The 19708-nt window shown below is 69.0% G+C and carries 22 protein-coding genes and 2 pseudogenes; 7 read left to right on the top strand and 17 right to left on the bottom strand.

Annotation, left to right across the window (positions count from 1 at the left end; genetic code table 11):
• The first annotated feature begins 560 nt into the window (after positions 1–560).
• Positions 561–2954 (top strand): annotated as a pseudogene (locus ACOBQB_RS00385) (Helicase associated domain protein).
• 53 nt (positions 2955–3007) lie between these two features.
• Here the strand turns inward: ACOBQB_RS00385 and ACOBQB_RS00380 are convergent.
• Positions 3008–3397 carry a hypothetical protein gene (locus ACOBQB_RS00380; protein ID WP_423587884.1) on the bottom strand — a complete coding sequence of 130 codons (390 nt, stop codon included), beginning with the start codon at positions 3395–3397 and terminating at the stop codon, positions 3008–3010.
• A gap of 256 nt (positions 3398–3653) precedes the next feature.
• Positions 3654–3890, bottom strand: a complete 237-nt coding sequence (locus ACOBQB_RS00375) for a hypothetical protein (protein ID WP_423587883.1) — start codon at positions 3888–3890, stop codon at positions 3654–3656.
• A gap of 412 nt (positions 3891–4302) precedes the next feature.
• On the opposite strand from ACOBQB_RS00375, the gene ACOBQB_RS00370 reads away from it, so the two are divergent.
• Both ACOBQB_RS00370 and ACOBQB_RS00365 read left to right on the top strand, forming a co-directional pair.
• Entirely contained in the window at positions 4303–5226 is a 924-nt protein-coding gene (locus tag ACOBQB_RS00370) for a replication initiation protein (protein ID WP_423587882.1), read from the top strand.
• Positions 5223–5534 (top strand): hypothetical protein, encoded by a 312-nt coding sequence (locus ACOBQB_RS00365; protein WP_423587881.1) that lies wholly within the window; start codon positions 5223–5225, stop codon positions 5532–5534. Before ACOBQB_RS00370 ends, ACOBQB_RS00365 begins: the two co-directional genes overlap by 4 nt.
• A gap of 13 nt (positions 5535–5547) precedes the next feature.
• Here ACOBQB_RS00365 and ACOBQB_RS00360 read toward each other — a convergent pair whose 3' ends face one another.
• From ACOBQB_RS00360 to ACOBQB_RS00340, 5 genes and pseudogenes are all read right to left on the bottom strand, one after another.
• Complete coding sequence (locus ACOBQB_RS00360) at positions 5548–5856, bottom strand: hypothetical protein (RefSeq protein WP_423587880.1); 309 nt, start codon at positions 5854–5856, stop codon at positions 5548–5550.
• 21 nt (positions 5857–5877) lie between these two features.
• On the bottom strand, positions 5878–6162 hold the full coding sequence (locus ACOBQB_RS00355; RefSeq protein ID WP_423587879.1) for a zinc finger domain-containing protein: 285 nt from the start codon (positions 6160–6162) through the stop codon (positions 5878–5880).
• A 15-nt stretch (positions 6163–6177) separates the two neighbouring features.
• A pseudogene (locus ACOBQB_RS00350) lies at positions 6178–6564 on the bottom strand (kinase); the annotation flags it as partial.
• Entirely contained in the window at positions 6537–6959 is a 423-nt protein-coding gene (locus ACOBQB_RS00345) for a DUF6415 family natural product biosynthesis protein (protein WP_423587878.1), read from the bottom strand. The pseudogene ACOBQB_RS00350 and the gene ACOBQB_RS00345, both read right to left, overlap by 28 nt.
• Positions 6956–7219, bottom strand: a complete 264-nt coding sequence (locus tag ACOBQB_RS00340; RefSeq protein WP_423587890.1) for a hypothetical protein — start codon at positions 7217–7219, stop codon at positions 6956–6958. Before ACOBQB_RS00340 ends, ACOBQB_RS00345 begins: the two co-directional genes overlap by 4 nt.
• On the opposite strand from ACOBQB_RS00340, the gene ACOBQB_RS00335 reads away from it, so the two are divergent.
• Positions 7128–7523: a PIN domain-containing protein gene (locus ACOBQB_RS00335; RefSeq protein WP_423587889.1), complete on the top strand. Its 396-nt coding sequence runs from the start codon at positions 7128–7130 to the stop codon at positions 7521–7523. The genes ACOBQB_RS00340 and ACOBQB_RS00335 overlap by 92 nt on opposite strands.
• Before the next feature lie 84 nt (positions 7524–7607).
• Positions 7608–8636 (top strand): recombinase family protein, encoded by a 1029-nt coding sequence (locus ACOBQB_RS00330; protein ID WP_423587877.1) that lies wholly within the window; start codon positions 7608–7610, stop codon positions 8634–8636.
• 1358 nt (positions 8637–9994) lie between these two features.
• On the opposite strand, the gene ACOBQB_RS00325 is transcribed toward ACOBQB_RS00330, so the two are convergent.
• Positions 9995–10753 (bottom strand): hypothetical protein, encoded by a 759-nt coding sequence (locus ACOBQB_RS00325; protein WP_423587876.1) that lies wholly within the window; start codon positions 10751–10753, stop codon positions 9995–9997.
• Between the two features lie 138 nt (positions 10754–10891).
• Positions 10892–12823 (bottom strand): helicase HerA domain-containing protein, encoded by a 1932-nt coding sequence (locus tag ACOBQB_RS00320; protein ID WP_423587875.1) that lies wholly within the window; start codon positions 12821–12823, stop codon positions 10892–10894.
• 622 nt (positions 12824–13445) lie between these two features.
• On the opposite strand from ACOBQB_RS00320, the gene ACOBQB_RS00315 reads away from it, so the two are divergent.
• Both ACOBQB_RS00315 and ACOBQB_RS00310 read left to right on the top strand, forming a co-directional pair.
• A complete protein-coding gene (locus ACOBQB_RS00315) occupies positions 13446–13829 on the top strand; it encodes a transposase (protein ID WP_423587874.1) in 384 nt (127 codons plus the stop codon).
• A gap of 26 nt (positions 13830–13855) precedes the next feature.
• Positions 13856–14164 (top strand): hypothetical protein, encoded by a 309-nt coding sequence (locus ACOBQB_RS00310; RefSeq protein ID WP_423587873.1) that lies wholly within the window; start codon positions 13856–13858, stop codon positions 14162–14164.
• Positions 14165–14209: 45 nt separating this feature from the next.
• Here ACOBQB_RS00310 and ACOBQB_RS00305 read toward each other — a convergent pair whose 3' ends face one another.
• The 8 genes from ACOBQB_RS00305 to ACOBQB_RS00270 form a co-directional block, all read right to left on the bottom strand.
• Positions 14210–14506: a hypothetical protein gene (locus ACOBQB_RS00305; protein WP_423587872.1), complete on the bottom strand. Its 297-nt coding sequence runs from the start codon at positions 14504–14506 to the stop codon at positions 14210–14212.
• On the bottom strand, positions 14503–14685 hold the full coding sequence (locus tag ACOBQB_RS00300) for a toxin-antitoxin system HicB family antitoxin (RefSeq protein WP_423587871.1): 183 nt from the start codon (positions 14683–14685) through the stop codon (positions 14503–14505). Before ACOBQB_RS00300 ends, ACOBQB_RS00305 begins: the two co-directional genes overlap by 4 nt.
• 257 nt (positions 14686–14942) lie before the next feature.
• A complete protein-coding gene (locus tag ACOBQB_RS00295) occupies positions 14943–16949 on the bottom strand; it encodes a bacterial transcriptional activator domain-containing protein (protein WP_423587870.1) in 2007 nt (668 codons plus the stop codon).
• A complete protein-coding gene (locus tag ACOBQB_RS00290; RefSeq protein ID WP_423587869.1) occupies positions 16928–18184 on the bottom strand; it encodes a LysM peptidoglycan-binding domain-containing protein in 1257 nt (418 codons plus the stop codon). Before ACOBQB_RS00290 ends, ACOBQB_RS00295 begins: the two co-directional genes overlap by 22 nt.
• Complete coding sequence (locus ACOBQB_RS00285) at positions 18185–18622, bottom strand: TadE/TadG family type IV pilus assembly protein (protein WP_423587868.1); 438 nt, start codon at positions 18620–18622, stop codon at positions 18185–18187.
• A gap of 2 nt (positions 18623–18624) precedes the next feature.
• A complete protein-coding gene (locus ACOBQB_RS00280) occupies positions 18625–19065 on the bottom strand; it encodes a TadE family protein (RefSeq protein ID WP_423587867.1) in 441 nt (146 codons plus the stop codon).
• Between the two features lie 5 nt (positions 19066–19070).
• Positions 19071–19469, bottom strand: a complete 399-nt coding sequence (locus ACOBQB_RS00275) for a TadE family protein (protein ID WP_423587866.1) — start codon at positions 19467–19469, stop codon at positions 19071–19073.
• On the bottom strand, positions 19469–19684 hold the full coding sequence (locus ACOBQB_RS00270) for a hypothetical protein (RefSeq protein WP_423587865.1): 216 nt from the start codon (positions 19682–19684) through the stop codon (positions 19469–19471). Before ACOBQB_RS00270 ends, ACOBQB_RS00275 begins: the two co-directional genes overlap by 1 nt.
• Positions 19685–19708: the final 24 nt, after the last annotated feature.

Raw genomic sequence — 19708 nt, 5'->3', positions numbered from 1 at the left:
CACACGCCCGGCAAGCGGGGCATAGAGCGCGAATTGCGCAAGCGCAATTCGGATTCCCGCGCAAGCGCGGGAATCGAATTCCGCAAGCGGAATTCTGAATGCGTATCAATTCGCGCAAGCGCGTATTGCGGGCAATCCCGCAAGCGGGATTCCTGGGCTGGCAGTGAAGGGTGGGTGCATCACGTGCGGGGCTGTGTAGGGTTTGGGATTCCTACCTGTCACCTCTGCAAGCGATGTGACAGGCTGTCGGCCTGACGGAGTGCCGGCCTCGTTGTAGTGACGGGTTCCGCTGCGCTCCACCCTGAACCACTCCCCCACCGTCTAGCTGTCCCCAGCATGTTCACCAACGCTCCGTCAGAGTACAGGACAACCGGCCGTTCTTGGTGAGATTGAGTCATTGTGCCACCTTCGGGTGTGAAGTTGGCGGCCCGATGATGCATCATGAGTTATGGCTGTGTAGAGTCTGAGATCAGATGCTACCTCCCTACTGCTGCGCACCTTGCGCCTGAATTCTGTTTGCTATTACGCGCCGCATTCCGCAAAAAAGGAGAACACGGGGCATGGCTGTGAAGCTGCGTGATCACCAGATCGAGGCCGTTTCCGCCATCGTGCGCGGCCTCGATATTCCGCCGGGCGGCATTCCCTGGAATGGTCTGCGCGGGCAGGTGCACGCCGCGTGCGGGACGGGAAAGACCATCATCGCGGCAGCCTCCGCGAAGCGGCTTGTGCCCAAGGGCCGCATTCTCGTGGTGGTGCCGACCCTGGATCTCCTGGCGCAGACCGTGAAGGCGTGGCAGCGGCGCCGGGCACAAGGGGCCGGCGGTCATGGTGTGCTCGCCGCTGGACGATCCGGAGCTGTGGTCGTCTGAGGGTGCGGCTCTACGACGAACCCGATCCAGCTGGCGCTGTGGCACTCCAGGGGCCGGTCACCATCTACGCCACCTACGCGTCGCTTGGGCGTGCTGGTGGAGGCGTTCGAGGGTGCCTACGGGCAGAAGCTCGCCCCGGTGGACCTGGCGGTGGTCGATGAGGCGCACCGGACCAGTGGGTCGATGGGTAAGGCGTGGGCGGACATCCACGACCAGGCCGAGATCCCGGCGTACCGCCGTCTGTACCTGACGGCGACGCCGCGGATCTGGGAGGAGCGGCTGAACCGCGAGGTCGCCGAAGGGGTGCGGGACCCGCTGCCGCGCGAGATGGCGGCCTCCATGGATGACGAGAAGGTCTTCGGGCCCGTCCTGTACAAGCTCTCGTTGGCGTCGGCGGTGTCGCGGAAGCTGCTGGCGCGGTACCAGATCATCGTCCTGGAGCTCCAGGACCCGGTTGTCACGCCTGAGCGGCTGATGGGCGAGGAGCGGCACACCGAGGAGGTTCGCGGGCAGCGCCTCGGGGCGCTCCAGGCCGCGCTGCTGCACACGATGGAGCAGCACAACCTCCAGACCTGCATCACCTTCCACCACCGGACCATAGAGGCCGCGGCGTATGCGGAGGGTCTGGAGCGGGTGGCCAAGCGGCTGCACGCCGACCAGCCGGAGAAGTACCCGGCTCAGATCTGGGCGGACTGGCTGTGCGGCGAGCACGTCCCGGAGCGCCGGCGGGAGGTGCTGGGCAAGTTCGGCTCCACCGCCCGGCGCGCGGTGCTCTCCAACTGCCGCGTCTTGGGCGAGGGCGTGGACATCCGGGCCGTGGACTCCGTGGCGCTCCTGGACCCCAAGGGGGCGCCGCACGACATCGTGCAGGCGATCGGCCGCGCGCTGCGCCAGAAGCCCGGAGAAGGAAAGCTTGCCTCTCTGATCGTGCCGGTATTCCTCCAGCCTGACGAAAGCCCGGAGGATATGTTCACCTCGGGTTCGTACAAGCCGTTGGTGAAGGTATTGGAAGGTCTGCGGGCTCACGATGAAGAGGCCGTGGAATTGCTGGCGATCCCGCAGGAGCCCCAGAAGGACGTCGCTCAGCCCTCCGAATACATCGGTGCCGCACCCGGTGATAACGAGGAAGAAACCCGTCTCCTGCTGCGTTTCGCGGCTCCGCGTGATCCGGTGATGGTCGCCAACTGGGTGTCCTTCAACGTGATCGACACCGAGCGGCAGGACTGGGCGCGCGGCTGGGCGAAGCTCAAGGAGTACGCGGAGCGTGAGGGCCACGCCCGGGTGCCGTACGAGCACAAGGAGGGCACGTTCCCGCTGGGGACCTGGGTCGCGGAGCAGCGACGGGCGTTCGGGGCGGGGCAGATGAACGGCCTGCGCGCGGCGCGGCTGGAGAAGCTGGGCATGGCCTGGTCGGCGGCCGATGCGCGGTTCCAGGAGAACCTGGCGGCGGCCCGGGTGTACTACCAGGAGCACTGGACGCTGTGCGCTCCCCGGTCGGCGGCCGCGCTCGACAAGCCCGTGGGGCAGTGGTTGAGCAACCTGCGCCGTCCGGGTGCGCTGGAGGGTCACCCGGACTGGGAGGCCGCGCTCTTGGCCGTGGACGAGGACTGGAACCCGTCGTGGCCGACCGAGTGGCAGCGGCATTACGCCGCGCTGCGGGAGCTGGTGCGTGACGAGGAAGGGCCGGCGGAGGTCCTGCCCGGCTTCACCGTGCACGGCATGGACATCGGGAAGTGGCTGGCCCGGCAGTGGAAGCCGGAGGTGTGGGCGGCCCTGGCCGACGGGCAGCGCGAGCGCCTGGAGGCCGTCGGCGTCACCCCGCTCGCCCCGGCCCCGGAGCCGGAGGTGTCTGCGGAGCCGTCCACGGCGCCCGTGAGCGCCTTCGAGAGGGGCGTTGCGGCCCTGGCGCAGTACAAGGCCCGTACGGGCTCTGTGACGGTCCCCAGGGGCCACGTAGAGGCGCTGCCGGACGGGACAGAAGTCAAGCTCGGAGTGTTCCTCAGCAACACCAAGACCAGGCGCGCGAAGCTGACCGTTGACAAGCTCACCACACTCGCCGGCCTCGGACTCGAGTGGGCCTCGTAGCCCCGGCCGCGTGGGAGTCGGCTGCCCGGAGTGCGTGGCCGCCCTAATGCGTTTCAGATCGTCCGCTGCGGCACCAATACTCGATCACACATGCGCCATTCGGCGTTCTCTGAGTCCGGAAACCCCGGAGGAATCGACCTCCAAACAGAGCCATCGTCGTCCACCCACAGCAGACCAAGAGCGTGCAGATCGTGCACTGCTGCCAGCGCCTCTTCTTCGTCTAGTTGCTGTGCTTCCATCACTTCAGTAAGGAAGGACGAGGTGCGGACGATCTTGTCGAGGGTGGAGGCGGCACCGGGAATGCCGGAGCGTCCATACGTGTCTGCGTAGCGGATCAACACTTCCAGCATGTGCTCGTTGATCGCGGCTTCACCGGGCTCCATATCGGCGTTTGCCTGGCTTACGAACTGGCGAGCGCCCGAGGCCCCCAGCTTTTTCACCATGGGCCCGGGCCGATGCCAGTTGTCGGGCTTGTACCAAATTCCTGGTGGGTTCAGGTCTCGGAGGCTGGGACGCTTCGGCAACTTCGGCGGCTGGGGCCCGATCCGTTCGGCCGCAGCCTGCCTTCGCCGCGCTTCTGCCTTCGCACGCTGACTGACAACCGTCTTCTTCTTCGTCCTCGACACACCCACTAAACGGCAGGGCAGACACCAGGTGCTGCCCTGTCATGCGTTCGGCGTACTGCATGTGGGCGAGCGCCTAGAGCACCTCGATGCCGTGCCGCTGTCCCCAGGAAGTGAAGCCCTCCGCGAAGTCCTGGACACGGTCACGAGACTCGATGGAGGAGCCGCACTGGGGCCGCACCAGCGAGGGCCGGCCGATCGCGTGGGTGGGCAGCGCACCTGACGACTGGTGAGCAGGGGCGGTGAGACCGGCGACAGGGCCCCGGGGCGCACGAGCGGCCCGGGGCCCTTCGCTGTCTGATGCCAGGGGCACCGACCCCAGGCTCTACACGCACTGGGGTGCGATGCCGGGGCTTCTGGGCCGCGAGCATCGCACTGGTGTGCGTGTAGGCCCTGGGGTCTTCGGGGTGCTCCCCCGGCGAACTGCGGGGCGGCGGGGGCTGGTCGGGGAGTCGGGGGTAGGTCATGGTGCCCGGCGGAGCTGAACCATCTGACTTGGCTCCTGACCGACCTTGAATCTGTGGCTCTCTGTGGCAAGCGGTCTTGGGCTTCCCCGGGTGGGGAAGCCCAACCATCTGACTTGGTCTTCGTGGCGTACTTTGAAGACTTCCAGCGGGAACGAGCGGCGCGTGGGCGGGAACCATCTGACTTGGCTTTCGTGACTCACTTTGAATCCTGCGGCGTGTCCGGCTCTCCCGGATCGGTCGGCTCGGGATGATCAGCCCATGAACGTCGAGTTGCCCGGAGTGCAGTGGGACGAGTTGTGGCTGCCGCTGCGGCCGTACGCCACGAACTGGCTGCAGGAGGGGATCCGGCGTGAGCGGCGGCCGGTGGCGATGACCCGTCGGTACGTGGAGGCGAACCCGTCGGCGATGAGCAATCTCCTCGTCGTGGATGTGGACCACTCGGATGCGGTGCTGCGGGCGGTGTCGTCGGTGGGGTCGCATCCGCTGCCCAACGCGGTCGTGGAGAACCCGGTGAATGGTCACGCTCACGCGGTGTGGGCCCTGGCGGAGGCGGTGACGCGAACCGAGTACGCCAGGCGCAAGCCACTGGCCTACGCCGCCGCCGTCACCGAGGGCCTGCGCCGCGCACTGGACGGCGATGCGGCGTACTCGGGGCTGATGACGAAGAACCCGCTGCACATGGACTGGAGCACCGAGTGGCTCCACGGCGGACTCCACACGCTCGGCGGCCTGGAGGAGGCGCTGAGCGGCCACATGCCGCCCGCGCGCTGGCGGGAGACCAAGCGGTTCCGCACCAACATCACAGGGCTGGGGCGCAACTGCTCGATCTTCGAGACGGCCCGGACCTGGGCGTACCGCGAGGTTCGCCACCACTTCGGCAGCCCCGACACCCTCCACACCGCCATCCACGCCGAAGTCCATACCCGCAACGCCGAATTCGCGGAGCCGCTGCCGGCCGTGGAGGCGCGTGCGATCGCCAACAGCATCCACCGGTGGATCACGACCAGGTCGAGGATGTGGAAGGACGGCGCAGCTGTCTACGAGGCCACCTTCGTCGCCATCCAGTCCGCCCGCGGCAAAAAGGGCGGCGCCAAGGGCGGGAAGGCTTCCGGGCAAGTACGAGCTGCGCGCCGGGACGAGCGCACCGAAGCCATGCTCGAGTACATGAGGGGGACGTCGTGACGCAGGAGCCCAGGCGTGAACGTCGCACCGCGACGGCCCGTGAGCTCGCGGACCGGTTCGGAGTGTCCCCACGGACGGTGGTGCGCATGGTCGCCGAGGAACGCACGGCGTACGAGGGCCGCTCCCGGCAACGACGGGACCAGATCGTCGAACTTCACCGGCAAGGACTGAAGGGCTACGAGATCGCGCGCGAGCTGAGTGTTTCCTCCGGCCTGGTATCCACCCGGCTCAAGGAAGCCCGCTCGGCCGGTGTCGACCTCACCCGCTACGCCGCTGCCGGTGAAGCCCACGAGCAGGGCCAGTCGTAGAGAGCTGGCCGGGTCAGCCCTCGGGGCGCTCCCTCCGGATCTTCTGCATCTTGCGGGCCGTGTCGATCTGCGCGCGGACTACCGTGTCGAACAGGGCTTCCGGGTCGCCGTCGGGGCCGGCGCTCGCAGCCAGCAGTGAGGCGACTTGGGCGGCGAGTACGGTGACCAGGTCGGCCGTCCCCACCGGGCCGCGGACCTCGATCAGCTTGCGCACGGCGTCGTCGATGCGGTCCGTGGCTTCCTCGCCCTGGAGGAACAACCCGAGCCGGTCGGCGAGGAACATGCGAACGACCGCCACGCCGTCGGCCAGGGCGGTGTCCACGTTGAAGTCGGCGCGGGCCTTCTACGACTCCTTGAGCACGGCCGGAATCGTGTACGTCCGCTGCTCCGGGATGAGGCCCTCCTTTCGCCACTGCGCGTACGGGATGGGGCCTACGGCGTCACGGCGTGCACGGTGTTCGTTGGTCGGGCGGCCGCCCGCGGTGCGGCAGGCCCGCCCTGCGGCTGCCTTGCAGGTCGGGCATTCGAGGTGGCGCATCCACGAGCGCACGAGACCCATCTCGGCATCGGAGCGGAGGTGGCGTCGCCACTCGCCGCCCCACGGGATGCTCTGCGATCCGTTCTCCACGCCCATTGGCCCCCCTCAGCGGTCGATCGGGAGAATGCCGTCCAGGCCGCTCTCGGAGAGGATCTGCTGGACCGTGTCATCCAGGGGGCTGGCCGCGTCGATGACGGTCTCCAGGCCGTTGGGGAGCAGGTCCCTCTCTCGGTACCAGTCGCGTAGGTGGCTCTCGTTGACGTGCGCAAGGTACTCGGCATCTGGCTTCGTCGCGTGCCGGAGCACTGTCTCCTCGAACGGCACGTGGAGGTAGTAGCACCGCGTGACGCCCTGGTGGGCGCGCATCAGGTCCTGGAGCATCGTGCCGTAGCGGTCGGCGTACAGGATGCCCTCCAGGACGACGTGGAAGCCGTTGTCGAGGGCGTAGCGGGCGGTGAGCTCGATCAGGCCGATGTTGGCGCCGCCGGACCGGCGCACCGCTGCGGGGCTGCCGGGAGGGTTTCGGTGAGGCGGTCCAGCCGTTCGTAGAGGGCCCGGACCAGCCGAGCGCGGTTCTGGGCGCAGCGTGCGGTGCCCTGTAGCGGTTGGGAGAGGCGTGCAGCGGCTTCGCGGAGGATGACTTCGGCGAGGGCGCCGCGGCCGTCGTTCTTCGGCAGGGCGGCGGCGTGGTGCTGAACGTCGGCGGCGACCGCGCGGGCGTGCCCGGTGAGCTGGAGGGCGATCTGCTCATAGTCGCGGGGCGTGAGGTCCGGGTTCTTCCATGCGAGGACGGCGGTGACGAGGGCCTCGTGCGGTGCGCGGTCCAGGGGGAGTTCGACGTCCATCAGGCCCGTGGGGTCGTGGAGCACGGCGTGGGCCCCGCTCACCGCAGGCCCGCCGCGTCGTCGTCCTGGTCGTCGTCACCGGTGTCGGCGGTTGGGGCCTGGACGGCGAGGAAGCGGGCGTAGCCGCGGTCGGCGCGGGCGATGAGCGCCGGGGAGGGCCGGCCGAAGGCGGGCGGCTGGAGGCCGCGGTCTTCCGGCTGGGGCCGGCGGGTGTGGGTGCGCTCATGGGCACCGCCTCCGTTGTGTGCGTCGGTGTCGTTCGACGCTACGGAGGCCGCCGCGCGGTTCTCAACGAGACTCATCGAGTTTGAGATTTGCTACTCCGCACAGAAGGCTGGCGATCGCGACAAATTGATTGGTAGGCTCGCCAAGCTATTTGAGTCCCTTACGCCGGGACCCGAGGTGTACGACGCAGCTCGGAGCATGCAGGAGGCCTTGACAGCCAAGGGGGCGCACCGCTGCTGTAGCCCCATTGACCTCGTACTCGCGGCCACGGCACATGTGGAAGACCTGACTGTGCTTCACGTCGACAAGGACTACGAGACCGTTGCCCGTTTTTGGCCTTCGTTCAGGCAAGTTCGACTCGACACAGGGCAACCGCTGTAGCGGCCTGTGTCTGCGGAGGGCCTGTAATCATCCTGGCCCGCGAGGGTGCCGCCGCTCAACGGGGTCTCTCGCAGACGGTCATTTGTGTGGAAGCCCGGCCCGCCCGTCGAAGCAACCCCGGCCGAGGTCACCGGCGAACCAATCCGCATCGGATACGCCCACATCTCCACCACCCAGCAGGAACTGCAGAGCCAGCTCGACGCCCTCGAATACGCACAGTGCAAGACCATCTTCTCCGAGAAGATCAGCACCCGCGTCAAGGTCCGCCCCGAGCTGGAGAAAGCCCTGAAACTGGCCCGGGACATCAAGCCGGATTCTTCAGACTTTTCGCCCTCCCAGGTTAAGCGTGCGATGGCTGCCTCGACTCGGTGCCCCACAAGCCGTTACGAAGGCCGCAGCCCGAGCAACCTCACCTGGAGAGCAAGGCGCATTATGAAGATCACCGAGATCGACGTCGTGGACGGGCGGCACCCCCTCGTCCAAGCATTGCGTGACGGCATCCAACTCGACCGGCGGTACAAGGACGGCCGCGTCACCGTGACCATGGACCGCCACGCCATGGACGCTCTCCGCAGCGCGCTGTCAGCACGCCAACGCCACATGCCGCTGCCTGAGGGAATGCTCGAAGAACTCGAGCACTGGTGTAGCTACGCGTGCCACGCCCGACTCGAACGGGGTGGCAACGCACGGTGTGACGAGATCGTGGCCGATGCGTGGGAACGCTGCACGGAGCACGGGGCCATCGACCAGATCCACCCTGAAGCCCGCCCGGTCATCGACGCGCTGAGCCCTCGTGCACGACACGCCTTTGAACTACTCGCCACAGAAGATAACTGGCGACTCGGACTCGCTCTTCCCCTTCAGTGGATCGCCAAGGAGATGCGGACCTCCACGTCGACCCTCTCCAGAGCCATCGATGAACTGAACTCGGTCCACCTTGCTTGGAGGGACGGAAGAAGACACCCCATCACGCTCAATCCGCTGGTGTCCTATCAAGGCGGCGCCAGGGAGCAGCGCGAGGCAATCAAGACCATGCGGCGTGACAGGTACGAGGCATTCGCCCACCTGGGGCATGGAGCTCCAGAGACGACGTTTCAGGATGGCGTGGCGTGACGGCAGGAGCCGCCCGTCTCCGTTCCTGCTGCCGTCTGTGCACGTTGCTACGAAGAGTTACCGCTGAGGCCAGGAAGCCCTGCGCCCGTTTGAACGGTGCGGGTCTTCGCATGGTGAAGGCGGGTGGGAGGTAGGGCACTGCTGAGTGGACAACGGACAAGAGTGGAGGACCCCCATAACCAGGACCACAGGAACGTGAAGAACAACCGGTAGAGCGGGGCATACGCGGCCTGCGTGCCTGGCGACTTGGCCGAGAATGCCGAGCGTCGCAGGCTCTCGCTCAGCCGAGGATCGACCCGGCCAGCCGGCGAGACGAGGATCGGCTGCCGCTCGCGCAGCCCGAGCGCCCGTTCACGCTCCTTCAAGTCCTCCCAGTCAGGAACGGGTCGGCCGGCAACGGGATTGCCCCCGTCACCGACCCAGAACAGCCACCATTCGTAGCGGAGCGCACCGGTCTGCTCGCAGGCGTCATCGAGGACGGCTCAAGACCTCGGGCAAGCTGGTCAGCAGGCAGGCGTTCATGGTGCCGGAAGGCGGTGGCATCGAATGGGACGCACCGCTGGATCGCGTGAAGCCCGTGGAACCCGGAGACAACGCGTAGGCCAGATCACCCAGCGCCCTGTCGGCAACCTGGAGGCGGAGCTGGCAGCTCAGGAAGCAGCGAGCGTCGTGACGGGCCTGGAAGCCGAACGCGGACCCCGGCGCCCCGGCGCTCTTGCCGTCACCGCTGCCCCGCCCTCCAGGGCCTGCTCCCCAGTCTGTGCTCCCTTGCTGCGGCGCAGCACCGCCTGGGCGTACAGGCCCTCCAGTTCGCTGACTTGAGTGCGCAGGCTGTCGGGTGTCGAGTCCGGATGGTCCTGGAGAATCTTCCACCCGCTGTACCAGTGGGCGCTGTCGACGCTCGCGGGAAGGACCAGGGCGGCGGCTTCGAAGGCGGCGAGTTCGGCGAAGCTGCCCCGTCTCTCCTTCGAGAGGGAGGCCAGCCAGATCTTCAGTGCCGCAGCTTTGCGGGGGCGGTCGCTGAAGCGCGCGCTGAGCTTGCGAAGGCGTTTGGCGTGCTGGTGCAGGAGGAACGTGCCGAGCTACGTAGCCAGAGCGCGGGCGCGGGCAGCCTCGCCAGGCGTGAAATAACGGCCCAGTTCGGTGAGTTCCCGATCGCGGAGGTCTTCAGAGGGCTTGGTGTGCACGACCCCGTATTGTGCTCCGCCTGACTTCCGACTGCAGGCAGCGCCACACCCCATAGAGCCGGGCCCCGGGGATGTCATGGCTGATCCCCCGGGGGCCCGTGGTGTGTCCGGCGCTCGGTCAGCTCTGGGTGTCGTCCGGGTCGGTGAGCCAGGTGACGATGTCGGCGTCGGTCATCCAGATCGTCTGCGTCTCGTGAGCCTCGTCCTCCTGGATGACGTGGCTGCGGCCCAAGAGCCTGCTCGGCTTCGGCGCGGGGCCGGCGAGCGGGGCGAGGCGCTGCCAGGTGGTGGTCGTGACCCGGGCAGGATCACCGTGCCGAACATCTCGTGCGGTGCCACCCCGAGGACGCTGAAGGACGGCGTGCCGTCGAGGATGACGTGGACGCGGATCGCGCGCCCGGTGCACAGGGCGGCCTCGAGGGCGGCGACGGCCGGGGACATGTGCGGGTCGCCCTTGTCGCGGAACGTCTCCCAGTAGCGGGTGAGCTGGCGCAGCGCGTGATAGGCGCTGTCCACCGACACGATGAGCCGGGGCGCGGCGTTGAGCTCGGTGTCGGTGAGGTCGAGGCGGCGCGCCAGTTCCTCTCCGAGGCCGACCAGGGCGTCGTGGATGCCGACGACGTTCCCGCGGTGGGTGACGGTCGGCAGGCCCTTCGCCCACAGGTGGGAGATCCGCTTGGGGTCGAGCACCAGGGCGTGGGCGCCCTGGTGGAGGAACTGGGCGGTCAGGGAGCGCAGCACGGTGGTGCTGCCGCCGCCGGTGGCGGTGCAGACCAGGACGTGCGGGCATTCGCCGGTCAGGTCGACGGCGATGGCGCGGCCGTCGGTGCTGATGCCGATGAGGGCGGCCCCCTCGGGCAGGGCCTCTATCTGCTCGCGCAGGTCGGGGGCGGAGAAGCTGAGCATCGTCGGGAGCGCGGTCTTCGTCATGGCGGCGGTGTACCTGTTCTGTGTGGTGCCTGGTGGACCGGGTGTTCTCCAGGGCTGGGGGGATCGTGTCGGTGAAAGCGGACAGGTCCGGATCGGCGGGTGGCGGGTCGGATTTCCGACCCGCGGCTCGCTTGGTGGTCAGTCGAGTTCGGTGGTGCCGGTGGCGGCGCGGGGCCGGTTGCGGGCCCACTTCTTGAGGTCGCCGACGCGGTAGAGGAGTTCGGCGCCGCGCTTGCCTGCCGAGCCGGGGAAGGCCGGGTCGTTGGCGCGGGCGAAGCGCAGCGCGGCCAGGGTGATGCCGGGCAGGTGGTGTTCGGCGGCCTCGCGGAGCCCCACCGCCTGGTCCTCGTCGACCACGACCGGGACCGGGGTCGCCGGCGGCGTCGCCGTGGCGTTGGTCGCGAGCTCGCCGGGCGCGGTAGCCGGGTTCCGGGCGTCGGCGGCCCGGGCTCCGTCCGTGGGCGGCTCGGAGGCGGGCGGGAGTTCGCCGGTGCTGGTGGGCGGGGTGTCCGCGAGGGAGTCAGCGGGCGGCCGCAGCAGCTGCACCGGGACGGAGCCGCCGACGTCGGCGGCCGTCTTGCCGGTGGTGGCCCACTCGCGGGCTTCTGTCTCGGTGAAGAACAGGATCTGCGTCTCCCGCGCGGACCCGCCGGAGACGACCTGGGCGCGGCCGCGGTGCTTGGTGGACTTCGGCGCCGGGTGGACTTCGGGGGCGAGCATGCGCCAGGCGTTGGCGCTGTAGCGGGCGAGGACGCGGGTGGAGAACTGCTCGCGGACCTCCGGGCCTCCCAGGGCGCGGGCGGTGGCGGACTGCGCGACCAAAAGGACGTGCATGCGCAACTGGCGGCCCATGTAGAGGATCTCGTTGAGCGCGTCGATGGCCGGGGAGACCTTCGGGTCGCCGGACTCGCGGATCTTCTCCCAGTAGCGGGCCAGCTGCTTCATCGTCGCGTTGACCTCTTCGAGGAGGATCAGCAGTCGCGGGCCGATGGCCTTGGGGTCGGCGTCGATGCCCAGTTTGTCGGCGACCCGGGTGCGGCGCCGGCCTTCCAGGCCGAGGGCGATGAGCTGGTCGTGGATGTCAGCGATGTCGGCGCAGTAGGTGACGCCGGGCAGGCCGCGCGCCCACGGGTGGGAGATCCGCTTGGTGTCCAGGACGAACACGCGTGAGCCGTGGTGGAGCATCTGGCAGGCGATGCAGCGCAGGGTCACCGACTTGCCGCCGCCCGTGGAGGCGTTGACGAGGATGTGCGGGGATTCGGCATCCAGGTCGACCGAGACGATCTGCCCGCCGGCGCCGAACCCGATGATCGGCGCGGACTCCTTGGCTTTGGCCACCAGCTCCCGCGCCTTGGGGTCCTTGAAGAGGGCCTTGGCCGGGGGCTTGCGGGTCTTCTTCACCAGCACGTACGGCGTGCGGCCCTCGGGGTGCCAGGAGAACGTGACGCCCTGCAGGGCAAGTTTCTGAGTGATGAGGTCGGCGACGACGTCGCGGGAGAAGCCCAGGCGGGTGGGCAGGTCGATGCGGATCTCCGCGTCGTCGTCGGTGAAGTTCTTCGGGACGTGGAGGTAGCGGCGCGGGTCGGTCTGCTCCGCCAGCCCGAGGGGCCGGTGGAGCGCGTCGTGCAGCGGACCGACCCACTCGCGCATCAGCTCGCGGCGCTCGCGCGTGAGCACCATGTACGCCGCGCTGCCCACGGTCAGGACGGAGGCCGCGCCGATCCCGCCGGGCTCCAGCGCGGCGAGCGCCGGGTCCGGGTTGGCCCACACGTCCTGGGCAGTGGCGACGGTGGCGTCCTGGTGGACCCACCCGGCCTGATAGCCGCCGATGCCCAGCGCGGCCAGCGTGCTGATGCGAAAGGTGAGGCGCTGCCACCCGGCCCGGTAAGAGGACCGGGTCACCTTTCCTTCGACCTTCGGCAGGACCTGGGTGCCCTTGTGCCAGAACGTCGCATCGGTCCGCTTCACACCGTCCATGTCACCGCCGGACAGGAACCGGCCGATACCGACCGTCAGCGCCTCGACGGTCTCCTCCACCTGCTTGTCGAGCTCGGTTTGTGGCAAGGCCATGTCCTCTCGTTCTGTGTTCCGGCAGCTCACCACCGGAAGCGGACACCGGCCTTTCTAAGGCGGCTGGCCTGTGGATAGAGGTGGCGGAACCTGCACCGACCGTGCACCACAAATGTCGCCGCGGCGCTTACCACCTCGCTGTCCACCAGTGCCCCTCAGCGATCACGAGGCCGTAACTCCTGTTCACCACGGCGCTCACCAGACGTGGTGAACAGCCCAGGGAGCGTGGTAAGCGAAGGGACATCGTCGGCCGTGGCACCGGTGAGTGGGCGGTGCACAGACTGTTCGGCCTGCCGATCCGACGGGCTGATTCCCCTGCTCAGGGCATCAACGCGCGGGTCCGTTCTCCGGCCAAGACCCCTTCACGGTCCCGATGACCGTTGGGCGAACGCTTCGTTCGTGCTCTGTGGTGTTGGTGTGGCTGCGGTGGCTGGTGCGTCGACGGGCGTTCACCCGATCGTGGTGGTCGCTCCAGGAATCGCGGATCTGGTGGTCTACGCGGCGGGCACAGTTGGGACTCGCGAATTCGAAGGTTCCAGATGTGCGTTCGCTCCCCGGCTGCGTAGTACCTGAGCTGACCGTGCGGGTCGCCCGGGCGTGCAACCCACAGGGCACCACGGCTATGGCCATCCGTGATCTCCTCGACGGTCTGTGGAGCGACGAGGACTTCGAGGAGTGGTACCCCCGGGACGGCAAGCCGGGCCTGTCACCTGCACAGTTGGCCACGGTGTCCGTTTTGCAGTTCCTGCCGGAGCTGTCCGACCGGCAGGCCGCCGAGTCCGTGCGCAACCGCATCGACTTCAAGTACGCGCTGGGCATGGAACTGGAGGACCCCGGCTTCCACCACAGCGTCCTCACCGACTTCCGCGAGCGCCTGGCCGGGGAGGGCCGGGCGGACAAGCTGCTGAACCTCGCGCTGGAGAAGATGCGGACGGCTGGCCTGGCCCGGAACACGGTCGGCAGCGCACCGACTACACCCACGTCCTCGCCGCGGTCCGAGACCTGACCCGCCTGGAACTGGTCACCGAGGCCATGCGCGCCGCCCTCGAAGAACTCGCCCGCCGGGCGCCGGTGCGCGTCGATATACAGGCCGACCTTCTTCACCAGAGCAGCCTCGGCGTCGGCGTCCTTGGTGGAGAAGAACTTCAGCACGTAGCCACCAAGGCCTACGACCAGGACAGCAGGCGCATTGGGTTTCGCCGCCCGGGTGACGTACACCTTCATCTTCTTGAAGGAGGTCGGGCCGCCGTCGCGTTCGCGCTGCTGGACGTCGCCCACGCGATCCGGGAGAACACCGAGGCGCGCGAGCAGCGGAACCGCGGGACCGGCTGCCCCGACTGAACGCGTCCGTGACGAGGCCCATCCTGCTGTTCCCCTGTCGTCGTCCTACAGGTCGAGAACGGCACGGAGTGCTTGGTTCACGCGCTCCATCGCGGCGGTGTCGATGGCGCCGACTCGGGTGCCACCAGTGAACCAGTCGGTGCGGAGCTGCTGGAGGTTGACCGCCACCGCAGTGCAGGGGAGCGGGTCTCCGATGACCACGGACATTGCGGTGTCCGGGTACTTCCCGGAGGGGTGCAGGACGAGGGCGAGAACGGCGCTGAACGCCTGCTCCAGACCGTCCAGGGAGACGATCAGGACATTGCGGCCATCAGCCAAGGTCCAGATCTCTCCACGCTTCACAGGGCGTCGCCTTCGCCCGCCAGGTCCTCGCCCAGACCGAGCGCAGCGAGCTGCTGTGCGGCATCGAGGGTGGCCTGGCGGCGAGCGGCCCGCACGATGTACGCGTTCAGGGAGAGGCCGGCGGCCTCGGCGCCCGCGCGGATTGAGGGATCCAGGTCGTCAGGGATTCGCAGTGTCATCACAGCCATGCCACCACATTAGCCACTGTTACCCGGTGGTCGGGATGGTGATAACCAGTGCTTCGTCGACCGAACCCCGTCGATAAGATCACAGCAGGTCAACGGCCTGGGCGGCGAGGGGGCCTTGGGATCCGTGAGGGCTGCGTCCGCCACGGACCCCAAGGAGTGGTGAAAAGCTACCGGGGCGTGCGGCACACGGTAGGCGGGAGGCCGAAAGCGCTTCTCGTGCGGAATGTTCGGGGTGAGCCTTTGCACCGCTACGAGGCGCTTCGGCTCATGATCGTGTCGAAGATCTGCTCCGTGTCGGATTCCATTCCGACGCCGATCCCCCGGTTCACCTCCCTGAGCGTCTCGTAGGCACGGCGGGCTCCCTCCACGTTGCCCGCCTGGTCCTCGATCAGCATCCAGTCCTGATAGAGCAGTTCGGCGCTGCCGTCGACGTCGAGCCCGATGCGTACTGCGCGACGGGCCGCCTCAAGGTTCGGGCGCGCGGCCGTGCGGTGCCAGGTGGCCAGGGTGTGGGCGACATCGGTGATCCGGGCCAGCATCTCCTGTGTGCGTGCGGCGGCCCAGGTGAGGTCTGCGCCGCCGAACGGGCGGCCGCGGACGAGCGCGAGCGCGGCCTCCAGGTCGCCGGTGCCGCAGGCGGGGCCCTGGGTGAGGCCCCGCTTTGCGAGCTGCTGGAAGCGGTCCCAGTCACAGCGGACCTTGGGTGACAGCCGGTAGATGCCGGTGCGGTTCTTGGGCAGGTAGAGGTTGCCGTCCGCGTCTGCGCCCAGGCGGTTGCGTAGCTCGGAGATACGGACCTGCAGGGTCGGCTTGGACCAGGGGCTGCGCGGGTCCATAGCTTCACGCGCGGTGTCGATGGTGCAGCCGTTGGGCTTGAAGTATAGGAGCGCGGCGAGCAGCGCGAGCTTGAAGCCGTGGCCGCTGGCTTGGACGCCGGTTACAGTCACCGGTCCGAGTACCTGGATTTCCGGAGCGTGCAGGTCCACGGGCTCGTCGGGCTTCTTCTGCCGCGCGCCGGCTTCCATGTCCTCGCCCGCGGGGTCGAGAGGATTCTCTTCCGCGGCATGAGGATGGCGCCCACCATCCCAGGGGCCGACATTGTGCGTGTGGCTGATTGCGGGAGCATCGGATGTGGCAGCCAGCGCGGCGAAGGGAACCTCGGGGACGGCTGACAGGCCGGCGAAGGGGGCTTCGGGTTGGTGCTCTGCCGCGATCGGTTCGTGCAGCGGGGCGGGTGCGGTAAGTGTCCAGGCGCCCTCTGCGGGGTGGGCGGGTTTCTCGGCGGTGTGCAGTACGTCGAGGAAGGCGTTGTAGTCCTCCTGCGTCAGGGACTGCACGACTACCTCGCTGTCCAGGGCGTCCAGGCGCTGCGGGGAGGGGGAGCCGACGTTGAGCACCGCAGCGTCGGGGAAGGCGGCCCGTACGTCGTGGGCGGGCAGGACCAGGGCGACGGGCAGGTTGCGGGCTGCGGTGAGAGTGTCGGCCAGGTGCCGGGCGTCGCTGGTGGTGGCGTGTGCGGAGCAGATCAGCAGCCAGGGAAGGGGAGCAGGTTCGTCGTCGCCCGCGTCGTCTGCGTGCTGGTGGTGTTCGAGGAGGAGCTCGCCGAGTTCGCTCTGGGCGGCGCGCAGGTGCGGCACGACGCGCAGTCGGCCCTGGGGCAGCAAGGCGGGGAGTTCTGTGCCCAGGCCGATGGTGAGGACCTCTGCGTGATCGCTCCACGCGCTGGTCGCCGCTTCCAGGGCGATGACGCGGGCGGTGTCTCGTACGGCGTCCTCGTCTCCGTCGAGCAGCAGGACGCGTGTGGTGGCCAGGTTGAGCAGGAGGTGGCTGCCGTCCGGGTCGGTGCCCAGGGTGACCAGTCCCGGGTAGGGGGCCGGGACCTCGCGGGCCTCGGAAGGAGTGAGGAGGGGGTGCGCCTCGTCCAGGGCCCACCGTCCTTGCCCAGCGGCGGTGAAGGGTGCCAGGGGGGCAGCGGTTGTTGTGGGGTCGTCGAGGAGGAGTTCGACGGTGCGGGAGGCGATGCGGGCACCGCGGAGGGCAGGAACCGTGGCGCCGGTCTGGGCGGCGTGGTCTGCCAGGGTGCGCAGCGCCCGGTCCAGGAGGTCGACGCTGCCCGGTTCGCTGCTCGCTTCCAGGATGTGCTCAAGGCGGGCAGGCTCGGCGGGCATGGCGATCGTCTCACCGGGGCGCCGACGGCGGCGCTGCAGAAGGCGCTTGACGCCCACGGCGGCGATCAGGCATCCCGCGAGGAGCATGCCGATTCCTGCTGCCTCGCGTACGCCGACGGGCGACTCGGCCGTCTCGGCATCGGGTGCCTGGTCCGGTGTGCTCGGCGCAGGGGCCGCAGGCTTTGTGGGCGGCGCGGTCTTCGCCGGCTTGTCGGGCGTGGAGGTGACCGGAGGCGGTGCCGGTTGTCCCCCGCGTGTTCCTCCGGGTCTTCCTTCGGCGGCTTCGGGGACTTTTCCTTCCTGCCGGAGCCCTGCGGGGAGTCGTGGGCAGGCTCGCGGCTGGTGTCGGCGCGGTCCTCGTTGCCGCTGTCTGGCTTCTTCGGGTCGGCCGGCTTACTGGGGGATGCAGGGGCTGCCTGCTGGGGCACCTGCAGCTTGAGGCCCGCCCGGATCTCGTCGGGGTCGGTCAGCGTGGTTCCGTCCGGCTGGGGGGCGCCGCGGTTCGCCTCGAAGAGCTGGCGGTACTTCGCGCCGTCGCCCATCTCCTTCTCCGCGATCTCCCAAAGGGTGTCACCGGCCCCGACCGTCGTCTCGTGCGTGCGCTCATCCCGCGCTGCGGGGGCTTCCTGGTCGGCCGGGGATGCGGGCATGCGCAGCTGCCAGCCGGGTTGCAGAAAGGCGCTGGCGTGGAAGGTGCTTCCGTCGCCCATGGTGCGGCCCTCGTTGAGCTGGGCGATGTCGCGCCAGCGTTCGCCGTCGCCGAGCTGGTCCTCGGCGATGCTCCACAGGCTTTCCGCCGGGCGGACATCGCGCACGGTGTACAGGGGGGCAGTGTCGTCAGCCTCGGTGGCGGCGGGGCGAGCCGCGGCCGCACTGGCCGGTACGGGGTGGGCCTGCTGCGGGTTGAGCGTGGCAGTGGCGGGAGCTGCGGTGGCCGGGCTGGCCATGGCGGTCCCGGTGGGCAGCAGGACCAGGATGCCGCCGATCAGGACCGAGGCCAGGCGCTGGGAGGAGCCGAGGCCGCGTGGTGCCTGCCAGGTCCGGCCGCGCAGCTGTGCGGGGATCTCCCGCAGGACGCAGAGGGTGAACTGTGCCCACCCGATCCAGGCGATGGCGATGAGCAGCAGCAGGAAGGCGCCGCCGGTGTCCTGGCGGTCCAGGAGGTGGGTGAGGTCGTCGCGGCTGGTCGCCCGCACCACGGGGGTGACCTTGGCCAGCAGCAGCGGCAGCCCTGCGACGGCGGCCGCCAGGACGGCGAGGCTGGCCAGGGCGCGCAGGATGGCGGCGAAAGTGCGGCCGTCGGCGGGGGTGTGGGTGGGCATCTACGGTCCTTCGGGGGTGATGACGCCGTGCAGGAGGTTGGCCTCGCCGTGCCCGGTCACGGAAAGGGTGCCGATGCCCATGGCCGCCAGGAATTTCGTGTCATAGGTGCTGCGTGTGGTGACGGTCAGCGTCTTGCCGTCGCCGGACACGGTGGCGGTGCCGGGGGTGCCGGCGGCGTTCAGGTAGGCCTGGGCTGCGGCTTGGGCGGCCTGCGGGTCGACGGTGACGGCCTTTCCGGGGACGGCCTGGGCCGGGTCGATGGCCTGGCCGCCGGCGCGGGCGGCTTCGGTGGCGATGAAGTCGGCGCGCTCGGTGGCGCGCATCTTGCCGCCGCCGTCGACGGCCAGACCGACGATGCCGAGCAGCGCGAGGACGCAGATCGCCACGAAGACGGTGACGCCGCCGCGGTCATCGAGGGGGCGCGGTTCGAGCATCATGGTCAGCCCCTTTGCCGGTACTGGTCGACGACCGAGGTAGCGGTCGCCTGCTGCGTCTTGGCTCCCGGGACGCCGGGGAGCAGGAGGTCGGAGAGGTTGACGGTGCAGCGCACGGTGGCCGAGACGGTGGCCACCTGGCCGATGGGCACAGCCAGGCCGCTGATGTCGACAGACACGCTGGTGTTAGCACACGTGACGCCCTGATCGGAGAGGGACTCTGTCGCGGCGGAGCGGGCGGCGGCCTCGGCGGAGGACACGGTGCGGTGGATGGAGGCCTCGCGGGCCGCGTCCTGCGCCGCTGCGTCGACCTTGGAGCCGGACATGACGAGCCGGCCGCCGGCGATGGCCATGCACAAGAAGACGAGCAGCCCCGGAAGGACGATGGCCGCCTCAATGGCGGCGCTGCCCGCATCCCGCGGTGCGCAACGGACTCTTCGGAACACCGACTTCACTCCCCCGGTACCGTCCAGCGCTCCACCGGGCCGGACGCTGACTGTGTGATGCGCAGGCCGGGCACACCCGGCAGCATCGACTGCGCCGTCCCCGATACCTGGATGCGGATGCGCTCGCCGGTGCTGCCCGCGGTGGAGACGCTGGCACTGCGCAGGCTGTCGCCCGCTGTGCGGCTCAGGACCTCGCGGGCACGTGCCGCGCCGTCGCCGGGCCCGGCCTGGTAGGAGCGGCCCGCGCTCAGGCCCTCGCGGGCGGCGGTAAGCGCGATCTCGCGGGCGTAGTACCACATCGAGGCCTGGATCACGGCGACCGCGACGAGCAGCACGAAAGGGTAGACGATCGCCATCTGAATAGAGGCGTCTCCCCGCTCATCCCGCCAGTCGTGGTGTCTCATCAGATGCCGTTCAGCTTGCCGTTGTACTTGGCGACCACCACGGCGATGGTCCCGGCGATGAGGAGGGCGCCGGTCACCGAGGCCACCCAGATGATGACGGTGGTGATGCTGATGTCCCCCCGGTCGGGGCGCCGGCGGGCCGCCTCCAGGCGCTCTTGAAGGTGGGCGCCGAGGGTGCGCGCGAGGTGGTAGGTGCGGTGGGCGGTGTATCGCATGGGGCGTCAGCTCCTAGGTCGGGT

The organism is Streptomyces sp. G5(2025) (assembly GCF_049542075.1).
In the GTDB taxonomy this organism is placed as follows: Bacteria; Actinomycetota; Actinomycetes; order Streptomycetales; family Streptomycetaceae; genus Streptomyces.
The sequence above is the reverse complement of the archived record's forward strand: the minus strand, read 5'-3'. Positions and strand labels throughout refer to the sequence as shown.